Origin of the sequence: Streptomyces sp. CA-278952, from assembly GCF_028747205.1 — a bacterium.
Taxonomy (GTDB): domain Bacteria; phylum Actinomycetota; class Actinomycetes; order Streptomycetales; family Streptomycetaceae; genus Streptomyces.
In genome coordinates this window covers 2,152,615-2,172,918 of record NZ_CP112880.1, presented here as the reverse complement: position 1 = coordinate 2,172,918, position 20,304 = coordinate 2,152,615, and the positions used below count along the sequence as shown (strand labels likewise).

Below are 20,304 nucleotides of genomic sequence, written 5' to 3'. Positions count from 1 at the left end.
GCCGGTGCGGCCCGACCGGTTCGGTTCGTCCGGCTGCTCAGGTAGGCGTCGATCGCCCGTCCCGGTGCGCTCGGGCCGTAGACCCCGTGGCCCACGGTGTCCACCGTGGGCCACGGGATGTCCTGGGAAAGGCGTCCGTCGCGTCCGCTCAGGCGGTGTCCTCCGTGGGCCGGGGCCAGGAGGCCTCCCGCAGGAGGCGCAGGCCGTTGAGGCCGACGATGACGGTGGAGCCCTCGTGCCCGGCGACGCCGAGCGGCAGCGGAAGGGTGCCGATCAGGTCCCAGGCGACCAGGGCGGCGATGAAGGTACCGGCGATGACCAGGTTCTGGACGACCAGCCGGCGGGCGGTGCGGGAGAGGGCCACGACGGCGGGGACGGCGGCGAGTTCGTCGCGGACGACGACGGCGTCGGCGGTCTCCAGGGCCAGGTCGGATCCGGCCCCGCCCATCGCGATGCCGGTGTGCGCGGCGGCCAGCGCGGGCGCGTCGTTGACCCCGTCACCGACGACCAGCACCCGCAGGCCCTCCGCCTCCCACGCCCGGACGGCGGCGACCTTGTCCTGCGGGAGCAGCCCGGCACGGACGTCGCTGATCCCGACCTCGGCGGCCAGTCGGCGGGCGGCGCGTTCGTTGTCACCGGTGAGCAACACCGGGGTGCGGCCGGTCAGTTCGGTGAGCGCGGCCACCGTCGCCCGGGCGTCCGGGCGCAGCCGGTCCGCGATGCCCAGCACGCCGACCGGGGCCCCGTCGCGGAGTACGAGGACCGCGGTACGGCCCCCGTCCTCCAGCGACCGGACCGCCTCGGCGAGGCCGGGGCCGTCGGCGGCGAGGCGGGGGCCGTCGGCGGCGAGGCGGGCCGGGGACCCGACCCGGACAGTGCGGCCGTCGACGGTCGCGGTGACGCCGGCCCCGGGGGAGGAGGCGAACCCGGTCGCCTCGGCGAGGACGAGGCCGCGGTCGCGGGCGGCCCGGACGACGGCGCGGGCGAGGGGGTGCTCGCTCGGGTGCTCGGCGGCCCCCGCCAGCGCCAGCAGCCGGTCCTCGTCCAGGCCCGACGAGGGCAGGGGGAGGACGTCGGTGACCCGGGGGGTGCCCTCGGTCAGGGTGCCGGTCTTGTCCAGCGCCACCGCGTCGACCTGGCCCAGCCGCTCCATCACGACCGCGGACTTCGCGAGCACGCCGTGGCGGCCCGCGTTGGCGATCGCGGACAGCAGCGGCGGCATGGTCGACAGGACCACCGCGCACGGCGAGGCGACGATCATGAAGGTCATCGCGCGCAGCAGCGCCGACCGGAGATCGTCGCCGAGGACGAGCGGGATGCCGAAGACGGCCAGGGTGGCGATGACCATGCCGATCGAGTACCGCTGCTCGACCTTCTCGATGAACAACTGGGTCGGCGCCTTGGTCTCGGAGGCCTCCTCGACCATCTTCACGATCCGGGCGATCACCGAGTCCGCCGGATCCCGCTCGACGCGCACCCGCAGAGCACCGGTGCCGTTCACCGTGCCGGCGAACACCTCGTCGCCCGCCTGCTTGGCGACCGGCAGCGGCTCGCCGGTGATCGTGGCCTGATCGACGTCGCTCGCCCCGTCCACGACCTGCCCGTCCGCGCCGACCCGCTCACCGGGGCGCACCAGGATGACGTCCCCCACCGCCAGCTTCTCGGTGTCCACGGTCTCCTCGACACCGTCCGCACGGAGCCGGGTCGCGACGTCGGGCGCGAGATCGAGCAGGCCGCGCACGGAGTCGGCGGTGCGGGCGGTCGCGACCGCCTCCAGGGCGCCGGAGGTGGCGAAGATGACGATCAGCAGAGCCCCGTCCAGGACCTGCCCGATCGCGGCGGCGCCGAGCGCGGCGACGACCATCAGCAGGTCCACGTCCAGCGTCTTCTCCCGCAGGGCCTTGAGCCCTTCCCACCCCGGCTCCCAGCCGCCGGTGACGTAGCAGGCGGCGAACAACGGGCCCCACGTCCACGCAGGAGCACCCAGCAGATACACGGGGAGCGCCAGCAGGAACAGCACCAGGGAGGCCAGCGCCCACCGGGCCTCCGGCAGCGCCAGGAGACGCGTACGCCGCCTCGGCGCCACCGCGCGCGGAGCCCCCGCGACCGTCGGCTCGGGCCGTTGATCCACGACAGAAGACATGACAAATCAACCCTTCACGGGTGGACGACGGGCAACACGCTCACCATACAGGAATACCTGAACAGGTCTTCATGTGTCGCGCGTATGATGACGGTATGGGCCACGGAGCAGACGCCAGGAGCAGCGCCACCACCCGCGAACGCCTCGACGCGGTCGGCGCCACCGACGTCGCCGCCACCCTCCAGGCCCTCGCGACCCCCTCGCGGCTGCACATCCTCGCCCGCCTCCAGGAAGGCCCCTGCGCGGTGGGCGACCTCGCCGACGCCGTGGGGATGGAGGCCTCGGCCTGCTCCCACCAGCTGCGCCTGCTGCGCAACCTCGGCCTGGTCACCGGCGAACGCCACGGCCGCTCGATCATCTACGCCCTCTACGACGACCACGTCGCCGAACTCCTCGACCAAGCCCTCTACCACGTCGAACACCTGCGCCTGGGCGTCCGCGACCTCCCGGCCGAGGCTGCCGAGTCCGCCGTCACCGGCTGACCCCTGCGCGGGGCGGCTTCCCGGCAGGCGGACCCGCTGGTCGCGGTAGCGGCGATCGGCGCGTCCGCACAGGCGTCCGAGGTGCCCCCGGGCATGACCGTACCGACGTCGGACCCCGAAGGAGATCGCCCGGCCGAGTCGGCACACGCGAACTCACGCCCACCGTGATCGGTGGAGAAACGACTTCTCCGACCGCGGAGCGCCGGCCGGCCGGCCCGATCCATCGACCACCTGCCCGCCGACTCACGGCGATGCGCCGCCCTGACGAGCCTCGTCGTCCACGTCCTCGACAACCCGGACGGCCCCACCGCACTCGCGCGTCTACTGTCCAACTCCCGCCAGGCAGGTCCGGGCGCCTGAGAACCCTCACCCCGTCCACATGGTGAGCGATGACGTGGACGCGGTGCACCGGCGGGTCGTCGCGGCTGGGGGCGAGGTCCTCGAACCGCCGCACGAGACCCGGCTCGGGTCGGGTGCTGCGGCGTAGGTGTGCACGGTGCGGGATCGCGAGGGCAACCTGTGGACCTCCGGCACCTACCGCGGACCTTCGCCGGAGTAGAGCCTCGGGAACACCCTGGGCCCGGCGCTGCCAGAGCCCCGGCGCTGCCAGGGCCCCGGGCTGTGAGGTGTGTGGGTGTGTGGGGTCAGTGGCTGGTGAGTTCGCCGGTGAGCTTGGAGTGGAGGTCGGCGCTCGGGTCGTTCAGGCCGATGATTTCCACGGTCTTGCCGCGTTGCTTGTACTTGGTCTCGATGGCGTCGAGGGCGGCGACGGAGGAGGCGTCCCAGATGTGGGCGGCGGAGAGGTCGACGATGATCCGGTCGGGGTCGTCGTTGTAGTCGAACTGTCCGACGAGGTCGTTGGAGGAGGCGAAGAACAGCTCGCCGGTCACGGAGTACACAACGCTGCTGCCGTCGGGGTCGGTGACGGCGTGGACGCGGGAGAGGTGGGCGACGCGCTTGGCGAAGATGGTCATGGCGGTGACGGTGCCGACGACGACGCCGATGGCGAGGTTGTCGGTGGCGACCACCATGATCACGGTGATGGCCATGACGGCGATCTCGCCGGCGGGCATGCGCTTCAGTGTTTTCGGGGCGATGGAGTGCCAGTCGAAGGTCGCGAAGGCCACCATGACCATGACGGCGACGAGGGCGGCCATGGGGATGTCGGAGACGACCGGGCCGAAGACGATGCACAGCACCATGAGGAACACCCCGGCGAGGAAGGTGGAGAGACGGGTGCGGGCGCCGGAGACCTTCACGTTGATCATGGTCTGGCCGATCATGGCGCAGCCGCCCATGCCGCCGAAGAAGCCGGTGACGATGTTGGCGATGCCCTGGCCGATGGACTCGCGGGTCTTGGAGGAGGGGGTGTCGGTGATGTCGTCGACCAGTTTCGCGGTCATCAGCGATTCCATGAGCCCGACCAGGGCCATCGCGAAGGCGTAGGGGGCGATCGTGGTCAGGGTGTCCATGGTGAAGGGCACGTCCGGCAGCCCCGGCACCGGCAGCGACGAGGGGAGTTCGCCCTTGTCGCCGACGGTCGGCACGGCGATCCCGGCCGCGATCGTGATGACGGTGAGGATGACGATGGACACCAGGGGGGCCGGGATGACCTTGGTGATCCTCGGGAAGAACACCATGAGCGCCAGCCCGCCGATGATCAGCGGGTACACGGCCCAGGGGACGTCCCGCATTTCGGGGACCTGGGCCATGAAGACCAGGATGGCGAGGGCGTTGACGAAGCCGACCATCACCGAGCGCGGGACGAACCGCATCAGCTTGGCCACGCCGAGGGCACCGAGGGCGATCTGGATGATGCCGGCGAGGATGACGGCGGCGATCAGGTAGCCCAGGCCGTGTTCGCGGTTCAGGGGGGCGATGACGAGCGCGACGGCGCCGGTGGCGGCGGAGATCATCGCGCGGCGGCCGCCGACGATCGAGATGACCACGGCCATGGTGAACGAGGCGAACAGGCCGACCGCGGGATCGACACCGGCGATGATCGAGAACGAGATCGCCTCCGGGATCAGAGCCAGGGCGACCACCAGGCCGGCGAGGATCTCGGTGCGCCAGACTTTCGGGTTGTTCAGCCAGTCCGGGCGCAGGCCGCGCAGTCGTCCGGCGGGAGTCAGTACGGAAGTGGACAAGGAGGCAGGCACCTGTCGTGCTCGGGCACAGTCCGCGGGCAGGCCGGGGCGTGCGGGAAGGACACGCAGGGGCCGGAGCGGAACCCTGCGGACGGCCCGTGGGGCGGGCCGGAAGTCGTAGGAGGATGGGTCCCTGGCGCGGGTGTGCGGCCGGCGGGTCACATCGGGGTGTGAGGAGTCACGGCGGGCAGGCGGCGGCGATCGGCGTCATGGGCTCGCGCACGCTCTCTCCTGCGATAATCGGAATCTTCGCCGGGGGCGTCCTCGGCCCCGGGAACGGCGGCAACGGTGCGGATCAGCCGCTCCCGCACCAGCAACTCTACCCTAACGTTAGAGTGGGGTTCGGTGGATCGTACGGATACGGCCGCCGCGACGAGAAGGGTCAGGGCCACAGGCGTGGACGACGAGCACATGCAGATCGGCGAAGTCGCCGCGCGGACCGAACTGTCCCTGCGCACCATCCGCCACTACGAGGAAGTCGGGCTCGTCATCCCCTCCGCCCGCTCCCGGGGCGGCTTCCGTCTCTATACGGAGGCCGACGTCGCCCGGCTCATGGTCATCCGCCGGATGAAGCCCCTCGGCTTCACCCTGGACGAGATGCGCGACCTCCTTGACATCACCGACCGCCTCGACACCGCCCCGTCGGCCGAAAGCGACGAACGCGAAGCGCTCCTGGAACGCATGGGCGTCTACGAGCAGGCCGCCGCCCGGAAGATCGAGGACCTGCGCACCCAGCTGACCCGCGCGGAAGACTTCGCCGCCACCCTCCGCACCCGCCTCCGGAACGCTCCCGGCGAGGACACCGCTGCCCGCGCCGCGGCAGCCCGCACGTGACCTGAAGCCTCCCGGTTGTACGCATCGCGGCGTCGGTGGCGTTGGCCAGAGCCGACGCCGCGCGGCGCGCAGACGCCGAGCCTGCGGCCAAGGCGCTGATGACGTTCGCCGCCACCCTGCTGACGGTGGTGGAACGACCGGTTGGAGAGAGACGGCCGACCTGCCCGTCCGCGATGAGAGGGAAGAAACTATTGAGGTCAGAAACTGGCCTCAATAGTCGATAGCGTGGGGAGCGGTCAGCTTCTTTCGACGTTAGGGTACCCAGTGCAGCACAAGGCTATCCAGATCATCGGTGCTCGCGAGAACAACCTGAAGAACGTCTGCGTCGAAGTGCCGAAGCACAAGGTGACGGTATTCACCGGGGTGTCGGGGTCGGGAAAGTCCTCCTTGGTATTCGACACCATCGCGGCGGAATCGCAGCGTCAGCTCAACGAGACGTTCACGGCGTTCGTGCGCAATCGGCTGCCCAAGTACGGGCAGCCCGACGCGGACGTGATCGCCAATCTGTCGACGGCGGTGATCATCGACCAGAAGCGGATCGGGGGCAACGCGCGGTCCACCGTCGGGACGATCACCGACATCTACGCGCTGCTTCGACTGCTCTACTCGCGCGTGGGCACGCCTTGGATCGGGTTCTCGAACGCTTTCTCCTTCAACGAGCCCGCGGGGATGTGCGCCGACTGTGAGGGGCTCGGGCAGCGGGTGCAGGTCGACCTCGACAAACTGCTCGACAAGTCGAAGTCCCTGAACGAGGGAGCCATCCGGCATCCGGCCTTCAATGTGGGGGGCTGGTTCTGGAAGCTGTACGCGCATTCCGGCCTCTTCGACAACGACAAGAAGCTGCGTGACTATACGGAGAGCGAGGTTCAGGCGTTTCTCTGGGGGTCCGATGGGTCGGTCACCCTGGACTGGAAGGGCGGCCAGATCAACTCCAAGTTCGAAGGGCTGATGCAGAAGTTCGACCGGCTCTACGTCCGCAAGGAGCCCGACGAGATGAGTGCCAAGAACCGAAAGGCTCTGGAGCGGGTCGTGACGCGAGGCCCCTGCTCCACCTGTAAGGGGCTGCGGCTCAGCGAGCGGGCTCTGAACTGCCTCATCGACGGCCGGAACATCGCCGAGCTCGCCTCCCTGGAGGTCGCCGACCTGATCGAGGCGATCAAGAAGGTGGACTCGCCCCAGGTGGCCACCCTCACGGCGAGCCTGCGGGAGCGGCTGGAGCACCTCATCGAACTGGGGCTCGGCTACCTCAGCCTCAACCGTGAGACCTCCACGCTCTCCGGCGGGGAGTCTCAGCGGATCAAGATGGTCCGGCACCTCAACAGCTCGCTCGTCGACATGGTCTACATCTTCGACGAACCCACCATCGGCCTGCACCCGAGCGATGTGCGCAGGCTCAGCGGGCTGCTGACGGAGCTGGCGGAGAAGGGCAACACGGTGCTGGTGGTCGAGCACGACCGGGACATCATCGACATGGCCGAACACGTCATCGATCTGGGCCCGGCCGCCGGACGCGACGGCGGTGAGATCGTCTACGAGGGTGATGTGCGGGGCCTCACCGAAGCCGACACGCTGACCGGGCGTTTCATGCGGCGGACCCTGCCCGTGAAGGAGGACTTCCGCGAGCCCAACGGATTCCTGGAGGTCACGGGGGCCAGCCTGCACAACCTGCGGGACGTCACCGTACGGATTCCCCTCGGCGTGCTGACCGTGGTGACCGGCCCGGCGGGCTCGGGCAAGAGCACGCTCATCCATGATGTGCTCCTTCAGCAGCATCCCTCGGCCGTCGTCATCGACCAGTCAGCGGTCAGCACGAACCGGCGCTCGAACCCGGCTACCTACACCGGCATCATGGACGAGATCCGCCGGGTCTTCGCCCGTGAGAATCAGGTCAGTCCCTCGTTGTTCAGCTTCAATTCCGAAGGGGCCTGCCCGAATTGCCAGGGCCACGGCATCATCTACACGGACCTCGCCTTCATGGACCCCATGATCACGACCTGTGAGGTCTGCGCGGGCATGCGCTTCACCGAGAAGGTACTGGGGCTCACCCTGCGCGGTCGCAACATCCACGACGTCCTGTCGATGAGCACCGCCGAAGCGGCCGAATACTTCACCGAACCCAAGGTCGCTGCGACCCTCCGGGCGCTCGGCCAGGTCGGCCTCGGATACCTCCAGCTGGGACAGCCGCTCAACACCCTCTCCGGGGGCGAGTGCCAGCGCATCAAGCTCGCCACCGAGCTGGGCAAGAAGGGCAGTCTGTTCGTCTTGGACGAGCCCACCACCGGCCTGCACATGTCGGACGTCGAGAGCCTCGTCCACCTGGTCGACGGCCTTGTCGAAAAGGGCAATTCGGTCATCGTCATCGAGCACAACCTCGATGTCGTCAAGCACGCCGACTGGGTCGTCGACCTCGGCCCCGGTGGGGGCAGCGAGGGCGGCCGGGTGGTCTTCGAAGGCACCCCCGCCGATCTGGCGGAGGCCGAGCACTCCGTGACCGGCCAGTTCCTCGCCGCGTCGCTGCCCCGCTGAGACGGTCCCGGCGGAGCGGGTGGTCCCGTTCCGTCCGGGCGGATCAGCCCGCCGCGGTGCGGTGGCGAGCGGTCAGACGTTCCAGCCTCGGCACCACCGCGTTGGGCGAGGGGGTGCGCAGCATCTCCGTGCGGATCCGCCCCGCTCCCTGCCGGAAGGACGGCTCGGACAGCACCTGCCCCAGCCGGTCCCTGACGCGTCCTGCGGAGGCGCCCTCGGCACGGGGCGAGAGGAAGACGCCCGCGCCCAGCTTCTCCAACTGCCCCGCGCGGTGGACATCGTCCCACTGCCAGGCCAGGGCGAGTTGTGGTACGCCGTACAGCGCGGCCGTCGCCCAGGTGCCGGCCCCGCCATGGTGCACGACGGCCGTGCACGTCGGCAGCACGACATGCAGGGACAAGCTGTCCACGACCCGGACATTCGCGGGCAGCGGCGGCAGATCGGGTTGCTCCTCCGCCTTTACCGTGGCGACCACCTCGACGTCCAGCTCCGCGATCGCCGCCAGCAGTTCAGCTGCCCCGGGCAAGCCCGCGAAACCGGTCGAGCGCTCCGTGATGCCCTGGGTGAGCAGTACCCTCTGCCGCTGCGGGGCCCGCCGCAGCCACGAGGGCACCACAGCGGGGACCGGGCCGTTGTACGGGACGAAGCGCATGGGTACGGTCGGCCGGGTCGTGGGGAGCCGGACGCTCGGCGGCATCTGGTCGATCGTCCAGTGCCCGCTCACCACCTCGGTACGGAAGGCCGATCCGTGCCGCTCCAGCGTCCACGTCAGCCATTCCTTCAGGGAGTCGTCCCGGAGCTCGGCCGGTACGTCCTCCAGCGCCTGCCGGAAGCGGTCGTGCACCCGCAGAAAGAGGTCCGGGCCCCAGAGCAGACGGGCGTGCGCGGCTCCCACGACCTGTGCCGCCACCGCGCCGGCGAAGGTGAAGGGCTCCCAGACCACCAGGTCGGGACGCCACCAGCGGGCGAAGTCCACCAACTCGTCGATCATGGAGTCGTTGTTGATCTGGGCGTAGAACGCCGCGGTCAGCATCGAGGTCGACGCTTCCAGGAAGTCCAGGCCGAGCAGCTCGGGCCGGTTCTCCAGGTAGTCGGGATTGCTGTGCAGGGCGAACACTCCGGGCGCCATCGCCCCCATCGCGGACTCGACCTGGTGGTCCGTGCCCACCGGCACCGCGGTGAGACCCGCCCGGGTGATGCTCTCCGTGAGGGAGGGCTGGCTCGCCACCCGGACGTCGTGTCCCGCCGTCCGCAGCGCCCACGCCAGCGGCACCACTCCGTTGAAGTGCGCGTCCATGGCGAACGCCGTCAGCAGTACCTTCATCGGGGCTGCCTTTCCGAGGTCACCGGTCTAGTCCTTCGCCAGGGACTGGGAGAGTGGGGCGCGGACCACGGGGGAGCGTCCGCGCCTCACCGTGTCCCCCTTCGTCCGCAGCGCCGGCAGCCGCTCGGCCAGTGCCCGTACGGCGGCCGTGCACTGCACACGGACGAGCGGCGCGACCAGCCGCGCGTGCTCCCGGTCGGTGAGGGCCAGGTGCGAGAACCCGGGATCGCGGGGCCGGTCGATGCGGAAGCTGTCCGGGTCCTTGTACCGCTTCGGATCCCGCTGGGCCGCGTCCACCACCACCACCACGTGCTCGTCCGCCTCCAGTACCTCGCCGCCGATCTCCAGCCGGCCCTGGGTGACAAGGCTGCGCAATGTCAGGGGCGGCGCCCAGCGCAGGGTCTCCTCGACCGCGTCCGCCGCCCTGCTCGGATCGGCGCACACCATCGACCACTGGTCACGGTGGTCCAGGAGCGCCAGGACGGAATTGGCCACGGTGGTGGCCGTGATCTCGGCGCCCACCACGGCGCTCAGCACGCCGGCGGTGGCCACGTCCCCGGGGCCCCCGTCGGAACGCACGGCCAGCAGCGCGCTCAGCGCGTCGCCGGCCGGAGTACGGGAGCGGGCCGCCACGGCCGCCTCCATCAGCCCCCGTACGCGTCCGATCGCGTCCGTCAGCGCGCGGGCCGCGGGGAGACGGGGCGGGCACAGGGGGGAGTCGAGTGCCGGGCCGAACGCGGGCATCAAGTCCAGCAGTTCGGCACGGGCGGAGTCCGGAAGACCCAGAATCGCGGTCAGGGATCCGATGGCCACCGGCCGGGCCAGATCCCGTACCAGGTCGAAGTGGGACGGCAGGTCGTCCAGCACCCGGTGGACCGCGCGCTCGGCGTCCGGCCGCCAGGCCCCGCATGTGCGCGGACCGAGCACCGGGCGGAGCAGGTCCGCGAGGCGGTCGCAGTCGGCGGGGCGCCGGGACGGGAAGTCCTCGCCCAGCGGAGTCGTGTGACAGGTGCGCCACGTCTCCCACACGTTCTCGTGCACATGGCTGCCGGGGGCCGCCGGCCCGGCGTGCACGCCGGAGAGCAGGGGGGCCTCCAGCAGGCGGGCGGCGAGATCGGCGTCCGCGGTCACCCAGGTACCCAGCGAGCTGCGGTGGAGGGCGCCCCGGGCCCGGATGCGTTCACCGAGAAGGAGATGGTCCTCCTCGCCGCGCAGCCGTTCGGCATAGGGGTCGCCGAGCGCGCCGAAGACGAAGTGCAGGCCGCGCAGGGTCAGCAGGTGACGGCCCAGCTCGCTGTCGGTCGGGTCGGCCGCCGGTGCGGAAGGAGGGGGCGTGGACATCGTGGTGCTCCTCGTCATGTCGTCGCGATCCGGGTGTGCGCGCAGATGGCCTCGGCCAGCGGCTCGTGGACGGCGAGGGGCAGGGCGTGGCCCATGTTCTCCACCTCCACGACCCGGGCGCCCGGGATCAGATCGGCGAGGTGCTGGGCGTGCGGCGAGGGAGCAGCCGGGTCGCGCATGGCCTGGATCGCGAGCACCGGTGTGGTGACGCGGGCCAGTTCCGCTCCACGCGCGACGGGCGGCTGCGGAATCATGTGGTGCACGATCGGCTCCTCGAAGGTTCCCGCGTGTGCTGCCGCCTGGAGCTCACGGCGTCGGAACTCGTCCGCGTCGAAGGGCACCCCCTCCCCGTTCAGCAGGCGCCACTTCTCCACCCGGAGTTCCAGCCGGGCCTCGTCCGTCTCGGCCGGCTGCTGCACCAGAGCCACCATCTCCAGGAACCGCGCTGTGGGCAGCGGCAGCCCGTCGGCCGAGGGGGCTCCGGCGACCGCCGCCTCGATGGCGGCGTCGAAGTCGACGTCCAGCGCGCCCCCGAGCATGACGGTGAGGGTCAGCAGACGCTCGGGTGCGTCCAGGGCGAGAAGCTGGCCGATGGTGTGGCCCAGGGACATCCCCACCACATGGGCGGCCTCGATCTGCCAGCCGTCCAGGACGGCCAGCGCGTCGGCGGCCAGTTCGTCGAAGCCGTACGGTCGGCGGGCGAAGACGCCCTGCGAGGAGCGGCCGGTGTCCCGGTGGTCGTACCGGATCACGAAGTGCCCCGCCGCCACGAGCCGTTCGACGAACTCGTCGGGCCAGGACACGGCGGTGAGGTTGCCCCCGGCGATCAGGAGCATCGGAGAGTCGGCCGGGTTTCCGAGCCCTTCGCTCCACAGAGTTGTCTCTCCGTGCGAGATCGTGCGTGCCGTCATCGTCGAGCCCTTCCCTTCGTACGGTGTTCAGGAGAGGTCGGGCGCGGGGGCCAGAACGAGGAGCGAGAGGTCGAACGGAATGGTCGGCGACGGTAGTTGGCGCACGCTCTCCACGACCAGGCCCGCCGACGCGGCCAGCCCCTCCCACTTCTCCCGAGTGCGCAGGGCGCCGCCGAGGAAGACCAGCATCCGCAGGTCCAGCTCGGTGAACTGCTCGTTGAAGGAGTTCTCATGGGTGTCGTCGCGCTCGTGGACGAGGATCCGCCCGCCGGGCTCCAGAGCGTCGGCGCAGCGGCTCAGAATCCGAACGGCGTCCTCGTCGGGCCAGTTGAGCAGCACGAAGGAGAGGATGATCGCGTCCGCCTTGCGGGGCAGCGGGTCGAAGAAGTCACCCTCGACGGCATCGACCCGGTCGGTGAGACCCTCGCCCTTGAGGTAGGTGCGGGCGGCGTCCACGGTGCCCGCCATCTCCAGCACCGTGGCTGATACGTGCGGAGCCCGGCGCGCTACGGCGGCGGCGAAGCCGCCCTTTCCGCCGCCCACGTCCAGGACGTGCCGGACGCCCGTCCAGTCGTACGCCGCCGCCGGGGCGTCGAACGCGACGTCCTGGTCGCAGGCGAGGAGCGAGTCGAAGGACTCCCGCAGCTGCGGACGTTGGGCGAGGTCCTCGTAGAACGTCGTGCCGTAGATCGATTCGTAGGTGGGGCGGCCGGTCCGCACCGCGTCGAGGAGACGGGTGAACGACATGTCGGCGTGCGCCACCGTCTGGGTGAGGTCGTGCCAGGCCCGCTGCGAGGCCGGGTGGTCGTCCGCGAGCAGCCCCCCGGTCTCGGTCGGGACGAACTCCCCGGGTGCGGACTCCTCCAGCAGCCCGATCGCCACGAGATGGCGGATCAGCCGCAGGAGCGGTCCGGGCCGGGTGTCGGTCCTGGCCGCCAGGGCTTCGATGGAACGGGCGCCGTCCAGAATGTGGTCGACCAGCCGCAAGGTGGCCGCCACCCTGACGACCATGGGTGTGTGCAGGCTCCCGAGGCGTATCAGGGTCCTGAGTGCGTCGATCTGCTGCGGTCGGCCATCGTGCGTCGGTTCGGCTGTCATGAGGTGTCCGTGCTCCTGTCGTGAGGTCGGCGGGAGGGGGAACGCGCGGGTGTCAGGAACGCCAGCCTTCGTCAGCGGGCCAGGGCTCGCCGAGCTGGCGGTACGTACCGAGGTAGTCGGGCCAGTCGCGGTGGTCGCGGATCCTGCCGTCGACGATGCGTAGGAGGTGGATCTGCTCGCCGGAGAACCGGCGCCCGGTGGGAGGCATGCCGACGAGGTTGCCGACGTGCCGGCCGTAGAGGGCCAGCTTCGCCCGCACCCAGGAGCCGTTCTCCTCGTACGAGATCTCTTCGAGGTGCGCCTCCTCGGAGAAGGCGTACTTCAGCCAGGTGACCGCGGTGGCGAACGCCTCCGGACCGCGCATGTCCGGGTTGTGCTCCAGCGCTCCCGGGTTCAGATATTCGGGATGGATGAACTCCGCCGCGGCGTCAGTCTTTCCGGTGTTGTACGCCTCGACCATACGCCGGACGAGATCGATCTGTGGGCTCATCAAATGTCCCTCCGTAGAGAAGGCGGCGCCTGTGGTGACCGCTGGGGTAATTCTTGTTTCCGGCGGCCGTGACATGCAAGAACCTGATGGGTGTCTCGAAGGGAACTCCACCGCTCCTCAAGCGTGAGTCGAATACTGGAAACCAGGAAGCGGAATCACTTTGCAGAGGCAGGAGTCGACGTTGCGGGATTCGTCCTACAAGGATCAGGTTGCGCGCGCCTTCGATCAGTCTTCTTCGACCTACGACCGGCTGGGGGTGGAATTCTTCACGCCCATGGGCCGGCGACTGGTCGACATCGCGGCGCCGGCCCCCGGTGAACGGGTGCTCGACATCGGATGCGGCCGCGGAGCATGCCTTTTCCCGGCTGCGGAGAGGGTGGGGCCCGAAGGGAGAGTCGTCGGAATCGATATTGCTCCCGGAATGATCGAGGAGGCCCGGAAGGAGGCGGTGGAGCGCAAACTGCGTAATGCCGTACTACAGGTGATGGACGCCGAGATGCCCGACCTTCCGGCGCGTTCATTCGACCTCGTCACGGGAAGCTACAGCGTCATCTTTCTGCCGCACGCGACCGATGCGCTGACGCGATATGCTGGGATTCTGGACAGTGGCGGCAGGATCGCCTTCACCAGCCCGGTTTTCCGCGCGGGAATCTTTCCTTTCCTGCCGCCGGAATTCACTCCGCTCATTCCACGGTCGCTGCTGGAACACCTCCCCGAGCAGTGGCGGCCCGAGGCGCTGGTCCAGCGGTTCAACAGCTGGCTGGAAAGGCCCGAGGACCTCGTGCGCACGCTGGAGGGCTGCGGATACGACTCGGTGGCCGTCGTGGACGAACCGGTGCGGATGACCGCCGTGTCGAGCGAAGCGTGGGTGGACTGGTCCCACACCCAGGGCATGCGACTGCTGTGGCAGAACCTGCCCCCGGCCCAGCGGGCGGAACTGCGCTCGCGCCTTCTCGAGGGGCTCGACGAGCTGAGTGACGACACCGGGGCGCTCGCCATCGACGTCCCCGTCCGCTTCGTCACCGCCCGGGTCGCCCGTTGAGTACGGCTTCCCGGTCGCGCACGGAGGCCAGCGCGGCCGCGACGGACTCCCGGTCCGCCGCGGCCGGGCCCTCCCCGGGCGGCAGGAGCGCCACCACGGCGTTCTCTCCGCGACGCACCGTCGGATGCCGCCGGGCCAGGGCGCTCAGCCCCTGCCCCGGGCCCGCCTCCACGCAGACCACACCCGAGCGCGAGGTGAGAACGGAGTCCAGCGCGGGCCAGAACCTGACCGGCTCCACTGGATGACCGGCCCAGTACGACGCGTCGGCGGCCAGGCGTCCGGTGAGCAGCCCCGCGCGGTAACCGGAGTGGACGGGGATGCGGGGCGCCGACACGGGCGTGGCGGCGAACCGCTCGGCCGCCCCCGTCGCGTACGGGGCCAGCGCCGGGCTGTGGAACGCGGTGAGCGAGGGAATCCGCCGGCACGTCAGGCCCGCCTCGTGGAGCGCCCCGGCGACCTCGGCCAGCGACTTGTCGGGTCCCGCCAGAATGGTCTGCCGGGGCGAGTTGAGCGCGGCGACCACGACGCCGTCCCGTACGTACGGCTCCAGCGCCGAGGCCTCCGCCGCGACCGCCAGCATGCCGCCCGGCGGGGCAGCGGCGAGCCGCCGCACCCGGTCCAGTACGAGACCCGCCGCCTCCCCGGGGGTGAACACCCCGGCCAGCGCGGCGGCCGCCATCTCACCGATGCTGTGTCCCAGGAGGGCCGAGGGCCGCAGCCCCCGCGCCATCACCATCCTGCCCAGGGCGTAGTCCACCGCGAACAGCAGCGGCTGGGAGCGGGTGACGTGCGGCAACGGGACCTCGGGGTGCTCGGCCAGCCAGTCGGTACGCAGCCGCCCGCCCTCCCCGCGCGCCTCCGCGTCGTACGCGTCGAACACCTCGTCCAAGGCCGAGGTGAAGGCGGGCTCATGCCCGTACAGTCCGGCTGCCATGCGCGGATGCTGCGAACCCTGTCCCGGAAACATCAGGAGAATCGCGGACGCGTCCATGACGGGCTCCTCACCGGGCGGCCGACGAGGCCGCCCACGACGGGTACTCCAACAGTTCCACGACGGCGCACGACCAGCTGAAGCCGGCCCCGACGCTCACGAGCAGGCACAGTTCGCCGGGTGCGATGTCGCCGGAGGCGACCAGGTGATCGAAACCGGCGATCGGGTCACCACCCCCGAGATGGCCGGTGCGCCGCCCGAACTCCCACGTGGTGTGCTCCGGTTCGATATCCCACTTGGAGAAGAAGGCCGCGTTCAGCCGCCGTCTGCCCATGTGCGGCAGCACCACCCTGTCGATGTCGGCCAGTGTCACCCCAGCCGCCTCCAGCGCGCCGGTGAGCGCCGCCTCCTGGCCCGCCGAGACCCGGGCGACGCTGAACGCGGAGCCGGCCTCGGCCACGTACGCCCGCTTGTGCGCGCCCAGGTCCACGGTGCCCGGCTCCTCCTCCACGGACGGCGGGCCGAACGGGTGGCCGCCCCTGTGCATCCCCTCCAACTGCGGTTCGGAGACCGTCACCAGGCTGCGCAGCCTGGCGAAGCCCTCGCGCCGGGACAGCACCAGGGCCGTACCGCCGTCGGCGTACACCGTCCCCGGGTCGCTGCGCCAGCGATCGAATCCCGGCAGGTGCATGCGGTCACCGGTGGTGATCAGCGCGGCATCCCGGTCCGGGGAGGCCAGCAGGTAGCCCCTGGCCAGTTCCAGGGCGGCCATACCGCCGTTGGAGACCTGCCCCACCTCCACGGCCGGGCAGCGGTTGCCGACCGCCACCCGCTGGACGTAGGACGCGGGAGCCCACAGCGGGTGGCCCTGGAAGTACAGGCCGGAGTGGAGCACCAGGGCGATGCGGGCCGGACCGACGCCCGACCGGTCCAGGGCGACGCCGGCGGCCAGGGCCGCCATCTGGGCCGGGCCCTCCTTGTCCGCCACCGCCACCGCCAGCATCGCGGTCGAGGTGGCGAGTGCCCGCTCGCAGTACCCGCCGGCCAGGGCCTGTTCGGTGGTCATGGCCGGCGGGAGCCAGGTGCCGCAGCCCGCTACGTAGAGGTCCTGGGACTCCGCACTCATCGCACCCCCCTGACCACCAGCGCGCTGTTGAACCCGCCGTAGCCGCGGGCGACCACCAGCGCGGCCCGGCCGGCGCGCGCGCCGCTCGCCTCGGGCAGCGGCCGGGGCCGTCCCGTCACGAGGTCCAGTGGCAGCTCCGGGTCCACCTCCACGAGGGCGGTCGCCGGCACCACCGAGTCACGCAGCGACAGCAGGGCGGTCGCCACGTCCAGCGGCCCGGCCCCCGAGTACAGCCGGCCGGTGAGGGTCTTGGGCACGGTCACCGGCACCCCGCGCGGCCCGAAGACCGCCGCCAGGGCTTCCGCCTCCGCGGCGTCCAGCCCGGGAACGGCCGCGCCGTCGGCGAACACCACGGCCACGTCGTCGGCGTCCAGCCCCGCGTCGGCGAGCGCCGCTTCGATGGCGCGGACGAGCGACGAGGGCCGGCCGGAACCGGGGGGCGGGTCGAAACTCGCGCCGTATCCGGCGATCTCCCCGTAAGACGGTGCGCCCCGGGAGGCGGCCCGCCCGGCATCTTCGAGGGTGAGGATCGCCCCTCCCTCACCCGGCACGTGCCCGGCCGCCCGCCGGTCGAAGGGCAGATACGCGGTGGCAGGGGCGTCCGCCCCGCTCAGCCGTCCCGACGCCAGCTGGGCCGCCATTCCGTACGGGCACAGCGACGAGTCGACGGCCCCCGTCACGATCAGTTCCGCGCCGCCCCTGACCTTGCGCCGGGCGTGCCCGAGGGCGTCCAGGCCGCCTGCCTGCTCGGCCACCAGCACGCCGACGGGGCCGCGCAGGTCGTTGCGGATGGCGATCTGCCCGGTGTTGACGGCGTAGAACCAGGCGAACGACATGTAGGCGCTGACATGGGCCGGTCCCTGGCCCCAGAGGTGTTGCAGCTCCCGCTGGCCGAAGTCGAACCCGCCGGAGGCGCTGGCGGTGATCACGCCCGCCGCCAGCGCCGATGAGGGGGTGCAGCGGGCCTCGGCGAGCGCCCAGTCGGCGGCGGCCAGCGCGTACTGGGTCATCCGGTCGGTCTGGACCAGCAGCGGCTTGGGCAGATGGGCCCGGGCGTCGAAGTCGTACACCTCGCCGACGAGCCCGCCGAGCCTCCCGTCGTCCGTGGCACTCCGGAGCGGACCGATGCCGCTGCGGCCCTTCAGCACGGCGTCCCAGTACGCACGCGTGCCCAGGCCGTTGGGGGCCACGACGCCGATGCCGGTCACCACGGCCCGGCCCGGGGGAGCACTCCGCGCGGGCGGCCGGGAGGGGGCCGGGGCGTCGCGGACCACGGGGCCCGTCACGACGCCGCCACTTCGTACCTGCTCAGCAGCATCGCGCTCTGGAAGCCGCCGAATCCGCTGCCCACGGTCAACGCGTGCCGCACGTCCCGTTCACGCGCGGTCAGCGGTACGTAGTCCAGGTCCAGTTCAGGGTCGGGGTCGTGCAGATTCGCTGTCGGCGGGACGGCCCCGTACTCGATGGCCAGCGCGGTCGCCGCGACCTCCAGGGCGCCGACCGCGCCGAGGGAGTGCCCGATCATCGACTTGATGGAGCTGATCGGCACTCCGTACGCGTGCGCCCCCAGGGCCCGCTTGAACGCGGCGGTCTCGTGCAGGTCGTTCTGTTTCGTCGCGGTTCCGTGGGCGTTGACGTAGTCCACGTCGGAGGGGTCACGGCGGGCCTCGTCCAGCGCCGCGGTGACCGCCGCCGCCAGCTCCGCCCCGTCGGCCCGCAACCCGGTCATGTGATGAGCGTTGCTGCGGGAGGCGTACCCGCCGATCTCCGCGTAGATCCGCGCGCCCCGCCGCCGTGCGGATTCGGCCTCCTCCAGCACCACGATCGCGCCGCCCTCGCCCAGCACGAACCCGTTGCGGCTGCGGCTGAAGGGGCGCGAGGCGGTCTCGGGGGTGTCGTTGTGGTCGGAGGTGGCCCTGATGGCGTCGAAGCAGGCCACGGTGATCGGTGCGACGGGGGCGTCCACACCGCCCGTGATCATGGCGTCCACCGAGCCCTCGCGGATCAGCTCGCAGGCGTACCCGATGGAGTCGATCCCCGAGGTGCACCCGGCGGAGACGACGGCGGCAGGCCCCTCGGCCCCCGCCAACCAGGCGAGTTCGGCGGCGATGGAGCTCGGCACGAAGTAGTCGTAGAGGGCCGGTGACCCCCGGTCGGCGTCCAGGAACCAGTTCGCCCCGCCGTTGCTGAGCGCGACGTACTCGGACTCCAGCCGCTGAGTGCAGCCCACCGCTGTGCCGACGCACACTCCCATCCGGTGCGCGCGCTCCTCCTCGATCCGCAGCCCGCTGTCGACGAGCGCCTCCTGCCCGGCGACCAGCGCGAACTGGCTGACGCGGTCGAGCGATCCGATCTGCTCCCGGGACAGTCCCGCTGCCAGCGGATCAAAGTCGCACTCGGCGGCGATCCGGGAACGGAAGGGCGTGGCGTCGAACGAGCGGATGGCCCGGGTGGCGGTGGTCCCCGACAGCAGGAACTCCCAGAACGGCTTGGTCCCGGTGGCGCCGGGAGCCACCACGCCGATCCCGGTGATGACGACCCTTCGGTTCATGTCTCCCGCACCCCTGATCCCTCTGTGCGCGCCGAGCGGGGAGCCACGCGCACCTGCCGGGCCCGGTACAGGGCCGGCTCGCTGGTGGCCAACGCCCGCAGAGCCTTCGCGTGGGCGGGGAACTCCGGATGCGCCAGGGCGTCCCGGAAGCACGCCTCGTCGTCCCAGACGGCGATGTTGACGTAGTTCGGGGGCCCCTCGGTCGCACCGTCGTCCGCCGCCGGCGCCAGCAGGCTGTGGCTGCGGAATCCGCGCCGCCGGCACAGGAATTCCGCCGTCTCGGCGAAAGCCGCCTCGAACTCGGCTGCGGATCCCACCAGCGTGAATCGGTTGACGAACGTCACCGACCCGGAGTCGGGGTCGTTCGGTTCTGGCAGAGGCATCGTTGCTCCACAGGTCCATCGGTACGTGGGTGGGGAGGGGTGCGGCTGTGGCCTTTCCCGCTTCTGGAGTTGTCCCTCGGATTCCGAGGCTGTGCGGCGGAACTCGCGCGCCGGTGGAAGGCGGGTTGTCAAGTGCGGTTCGAGCAAACGTTGTGAGATTTGCCCTCCGACGAAGGGAGGGCCATGTCCGACGTAAGCGATCGGGTCGCACTCGTGACCGGAGGCACCAGCGGCATCGGTCTCGCGGTGGTGCGCAAGTTCGCCGGAGACGGAGCACGGGTGTTCCTGTGCGCGCGCGGCGAGGAAGCCGTCACCCGGACCGTGAAGGAACTGCAGGCAACGGGGCTGGAGGTGGACGGCAGGCCGTGCGACGTGCGGAGCACTGCCCAGGTCGACGAGCTGGTCGCCGCCGCGAGGCACCGCTTCGGGCCGATCGACATCGTGGTCAACAGCGCGGGCCGGGGTGGCGGCGGGGCCACCGCCGAAATCACCGACGAGCTGTGGACGGACGTCATCGACACCAATCTCCACGGGGCCTTCCGGGTCGTCCGCGCGGTCCTGGCCACAGGCGGCATGCCGGAGCACGGCTGGGGGCGGATCATCAACATCGCCTCCACGGGCGGCAAGCAGGGCGTCGCCCTCGCCGCCCCCTACTCCGCCTCCAAGAACGGGCTGATCGGTTTCACCAAGGCCGTCGCACTCGAGCTGGCCAAGACCGGCATCACCGTCAACGCCGTCTGCCCCGGGTACGTCGAGACGCCCATGGCCGAGGGCGTCAGGGAGCGCTACGCCGCGTTCTGGGGTATCACCGAGCAGGACGTACTGGAGAAGTTCCAGGCGAAGATTCCCCTCGGGAGGTACTCCACCCCCGAAGAAGTGGCCGCGATGGTCCACTACCTGGCCTCCGAGAGCGCCGCTTCGATCACCGCGCAGACGCTCAACGTCTGCGGTGGCCTCGGCAGCTACTGATCTCCC

General features: G+C 70.9%; 17 protein-coding genes. 5 read left to right on the top strand and 12 right to left on the bottom strand.

The features are described from left to right. Positions 1 to 148 precede the first annotated feature (148 nt). Positions 149 to 2,143, bottom strand: a complete 1,995-nt coding sequence (locus tag N7925_RS09420; RefSeq protein ID WP_274343605.1) for a heavy metal translocating P-type ATPase — start codon at positions 2,141 to 2,143, stop codon at positions 149 to 151. Between the two features lie 95 nt (positions 2,144 to 2,238). Between N7925_RS09420 and N7925_RS09415 the strand changes: the two genes are divergently transcribed. Further along, the gene (locus N7925_RS09415) at positions 2,239 to 2,625 is read left to right on the top strand and encodes an ArsR/SmtB family transcription factor (RefSeq protein WP_265599228.1); all 387 of its coding nucleotides are present in this window, start codon (positions 2,239 to 2,241) and stop codon (positions 2,623 to 2,625) included. A gap of 644 nt (positions 2,626 to 3,269) precedes the next feature. Here the strand turns inward: N7925_RS09415 and N7925_RS09410 are convergent. After that, positions 3,270 to 4,772 (bottom strand): SulP family inorganic anion transporter, encoded by a 1,503-nt coding sequence (locus tag N7925_RS09410; protein ID WP_274343604.1) that lies wholly within the window; start codon positions 4,770 to 4,772, stop codon positions 3,270 to 3,272. A 396-nt stretch (positions 4,773 to 5,168) separates the two neighbouring features. Here N7925_RS09410 and N7925_RS09405 point away from each other — a divergent pair, with 396 nt between their 5' ends. Continuing rightward, positions 5,169 to 5,606: a MerR family transcriptional regulator gene (locus N7925_RS09405; RefSeq protein WP_265603811.1), complete on the top strand. Its 438-nt coding sequence runs from the start codon at positions 5,169 to 5,171 to the stop codon at positions 5,604 to 5,606. Positions 5,607 to 5,870: 264 nt separating this feature from the next. Beyond that, positions 5,871 to 8,132 carry an excinuclease ABC subunit UvrA gene (locus N7925_RS09400; protein ID WP_265599226.1) on the top strand — a complete coding sequence of 754 codons (2,262 nt, stop codon included), beginning with the start codon at positions 5,871 to 5,873 and terminating at the stop codon, positions 8,130 to 8,132. 43 nt (positions 8,133 to 8,175) lie between these two features. Here N7925_RS09400 and N7925_RS09395 read toward each other — a convergent pair whose 3' ends face one another. Genes N7925_RS09395 through N7925_RS09375 form a run of 5 tightly spaced genes read right to left on the bottom strand, consistent with a single transcriptional unit; the run spans position 8,176 to position 13,296 of the window. Beyond that, positions 8,176 to 9,456 (bottom strand): activator-dependent family glycosyltransferase, encoded by a 1,281-nt coding sequence (locus N7925_RS09395; RefSeq protein WP_265599225.1) that lies wholly within the window; start codon positions 9,454 to 9,456, stop codon positions 8,176 to 8,178. Positions 9,457 to 9,483: 27 nt separating this feature from the next. Further along, the gene (locus N7925_RS09390; protein ID WP_274343603.1) at positions 9,484 to 10,797 is read right to left on the bottom strand and encodes a cytochrome P450 family protein; all 1,314 of its coding nucleotides are present in this window, start codon (positions 10,795 to 10,797) and stop codon (positions 9,484 to 9,486) included. Between the two features lie 14 nt (positions 10,798 to 10,811). Next, a complete protein-coding gene (locus tag N7925_RS09385; protein WP_274343602.1) occupies positions 10,812 to 11,708 on the bottom strand; it encodes an alpha/beta fold hydrolase in 897 nt (298 codons plus the stop codon). Positions 11,709 to 11,735: 27 nt separating this feature from the next. Beyond that, on the bottom strand, positions 11,736 to 12,806 hold the full coding sequence (locus N7925_RS09380) for a methyltransferase (protein ID WP_265599222.1): 1,071 nt from the start codon (positions 12,804 to 12,806) through the stop codon (positions 11,736 to 11,738). A gap of 52 nt (positions 12,807 to 12,858) precedes the next feature. Beyond that, the gene (locus N7925_RS09375) at positions 12,859 to 13,296 is read right to left on the bottom strand and encodes an ester cyclase (protein ID WP_274343601.1); all 438 of its coding nucleotides are present in this window, start codon (positions 13,294 to 13,296) and stop codon (positions 12,859 to 12,861) included. Positions 13,297 to 13,477: 181 nt separating this feature from the next. On the opposite strand from N7925_RS09375, the gene N7925_RS09370 reads away from it, so the two are divergent. After that, a complete protein-coding gene (locus N7925_RS09370) occupies positions 13,478 to 14,338 on the top strand; it encodes a class I SAM-dependent methyltransferase (protein ID WP_274343600.1) in 861 nt (286 codons plus the stop codon). Here the strand turns inward: N7925_RS09370 and N7925_RS09365 are convergent. The 5 genes from N7925_RS09365 to N7925_RS09345 all read right to left on the bottom strand — a co-directional run bounded on the left by N7925_RS09365 (position 14,316) and on the right by N7925_RS09345 (position 19,329). Further along, positions 14,316 to 15,305 carry an acyltransferase domain-containing protein gene (locus N7925_RS09365; RefSeq protein ID WP_331618197.1) on the bottom strand — a complete coding sequence of 330 codons (990 nt, stop codon included), beginning with the start codon at positions 15,303 to 15,305 and terminating at the stop codon, positions 14,316 to 14,318. The genes N7925_RS09370 and N7925_RS09365 overlap by 23 nt on opposite strands. A 34-nt stretch (positions 15,306 to 15,339) precedes the next feature. Continuing rightward, on the bottom strand, positions 15,340 to 16,395 hold the full coding sequence (locus N7925_RS09360; RefSeq protein WP_265599218.1) for a ketoacyl-ACP synthase III family protein: 1,056 nt from the start codon (positions 16,393 to 16,395) through the stop codon (positions 15,340 to 15,342). Continuing rightward, complete coding sequence (locus tag N7925_RS09355) at positions 16,392 to 17,606, bottom strand: ketosynthase chain-length factor (RefSeq protein WP_274346427.1); 1,215 nt, start codon at positions 17,604 to 17,606, stop codon at positions 16,392 to 16,394. The genes N7925_RS09360 and N7925_RS09355 overlap by 4 nt, the downstream gene beginning before the upstream one ends. Before the next feature lie 71 nt (positions 17,607 to 17,677). Next, positions 17,678 to 18,946, bottom strand: a complete 1,269-nt coding sequence (locus N7925_RS09350) for a beta-ketoacyl-[acyl-carrier-protein] synthase family protein (protein ID WP_265599217.1) — start codon at positions 18,944 to 18,946, stop codon at positions 17,678 to 17,680. Then, positions 18,943 to 19,329 (bottom strand): antibiotic biosynthesis monooxygenase family protein, encoded by a 387-nt coding sequence (locus N7925_RS09345; RefSeq protein ID WP_265599216.1) that lies wholly within the window; start codon positions 19,327 to 19,329, stop codon positions 18,943 to 18,945. The genes N7925_RS09350 and N7925_RS09345 overlap by 4 nt, the downstream gene beginning before the upstream one ends. Positions 19,330 to 19,512: 183 nt before the next feature. On the opposite strand from N7925_RS09345, the gene N7925_RS09340 reads away from it, so the two are divergent. Next, positions 19,513 to 20,298, top strand: coding sequence for an SDR family NAD(P)-dependent oxidoreductase (locus tag N7925_RS09340; RefSeq protein WP_265599215.1), 786 nt, complete (start codon positions 19,513 to 19,515; stop codon positions 20,296 to 20,298). Positions 20,299 to 20,304: the final 6 nt, after the last annotated feature.

Bases quoted from the DNA above. Each gene is read 5' to 3' on its own strand.
- N7925_RS09340 (WP_265599215.1), top strand. From the start codon at position 19,513: ATGTCCGACGTAAGCGATCGGGTCGCACTCGTGACCGGAGGCACCAGC.
- N7925_RS09345 (WP_265599216.1), bottom strand. From the start codon at position 19,329: ATGCCTCTGCCAGAACCGAACGACCCCGACTCCGGGTCGGTGACGTTC.
- N7925_RS09350 (WP_265599217.1), bottom strand. From the start codon at position 18,946: ATGAACCGAAGGGTCGTCATCACCGGGATCGGCGTGGTGGCTCCCGGC.
- N7925_RS09415 (WP_265599228.1), top strand. From the start codon at position 2,239: ATGGGCCACGGAGCAGACGCCAGGAGCAGCGCCACCACCCGCGAACGC.
- N7925_RS09365 (WP_331618197.1), bottom strand. From the start codon at position 15,305: ATGTTTCCGGGACAGGGTTCGCAGCATCCGCGCATGGCAGCCGGACTG.
- N7925_RS09385 (WP_274343602.1), bottom strand. From the start codon at position 11,708: ATGACGGCACGCACGATCTCGCACGGAGAGACAACTCTGTGGAGCGAA.
- N7925_RS09420 (WP_274343605.1), bottom strand. From the start codon at position 2,143: ATGTCTTCTGTCGTGGATCAACGGCCCGAGCCGACGGTCGCGGGGGCT.
- N7925_RS09390 (WP_274343603.1), bottom strand. From the start codon at position 10,797: ATGTCCACGCCCCCTCCTTCCGCACCGGCGGCCGACCCGACCGACAGC.
- N7925_RS09395 (WP_265599225.1), bottom strand. From the start codon at position 9,456: ATGAAGGTACTGCTGACGGCGTTCGCCATGGACGCGCACTTCAACGGA.
- N7925_RS09380 (WP_265599222.1), bottom strand. From the start codon at position 12,806: ATGACAGCCGAACCGACGCACGATGGCCGACCGCAGCAGATCGACGCA.
- N7925_RS09360 (WP_265599218.1), bottom strand. From the start codon at position 16,395: ATGAGTGCGGAGTCCCAGGACCTCTACGTAGCGGGCTGCGGCACCTGG.
- N7925_RS09375 (WP_274343601.1), bottom strand. From the start codon at position 13,296: ATGAGCCCACAGATCGATCTCGTCCGGCGTATGGTCGAGGCGTACAAC.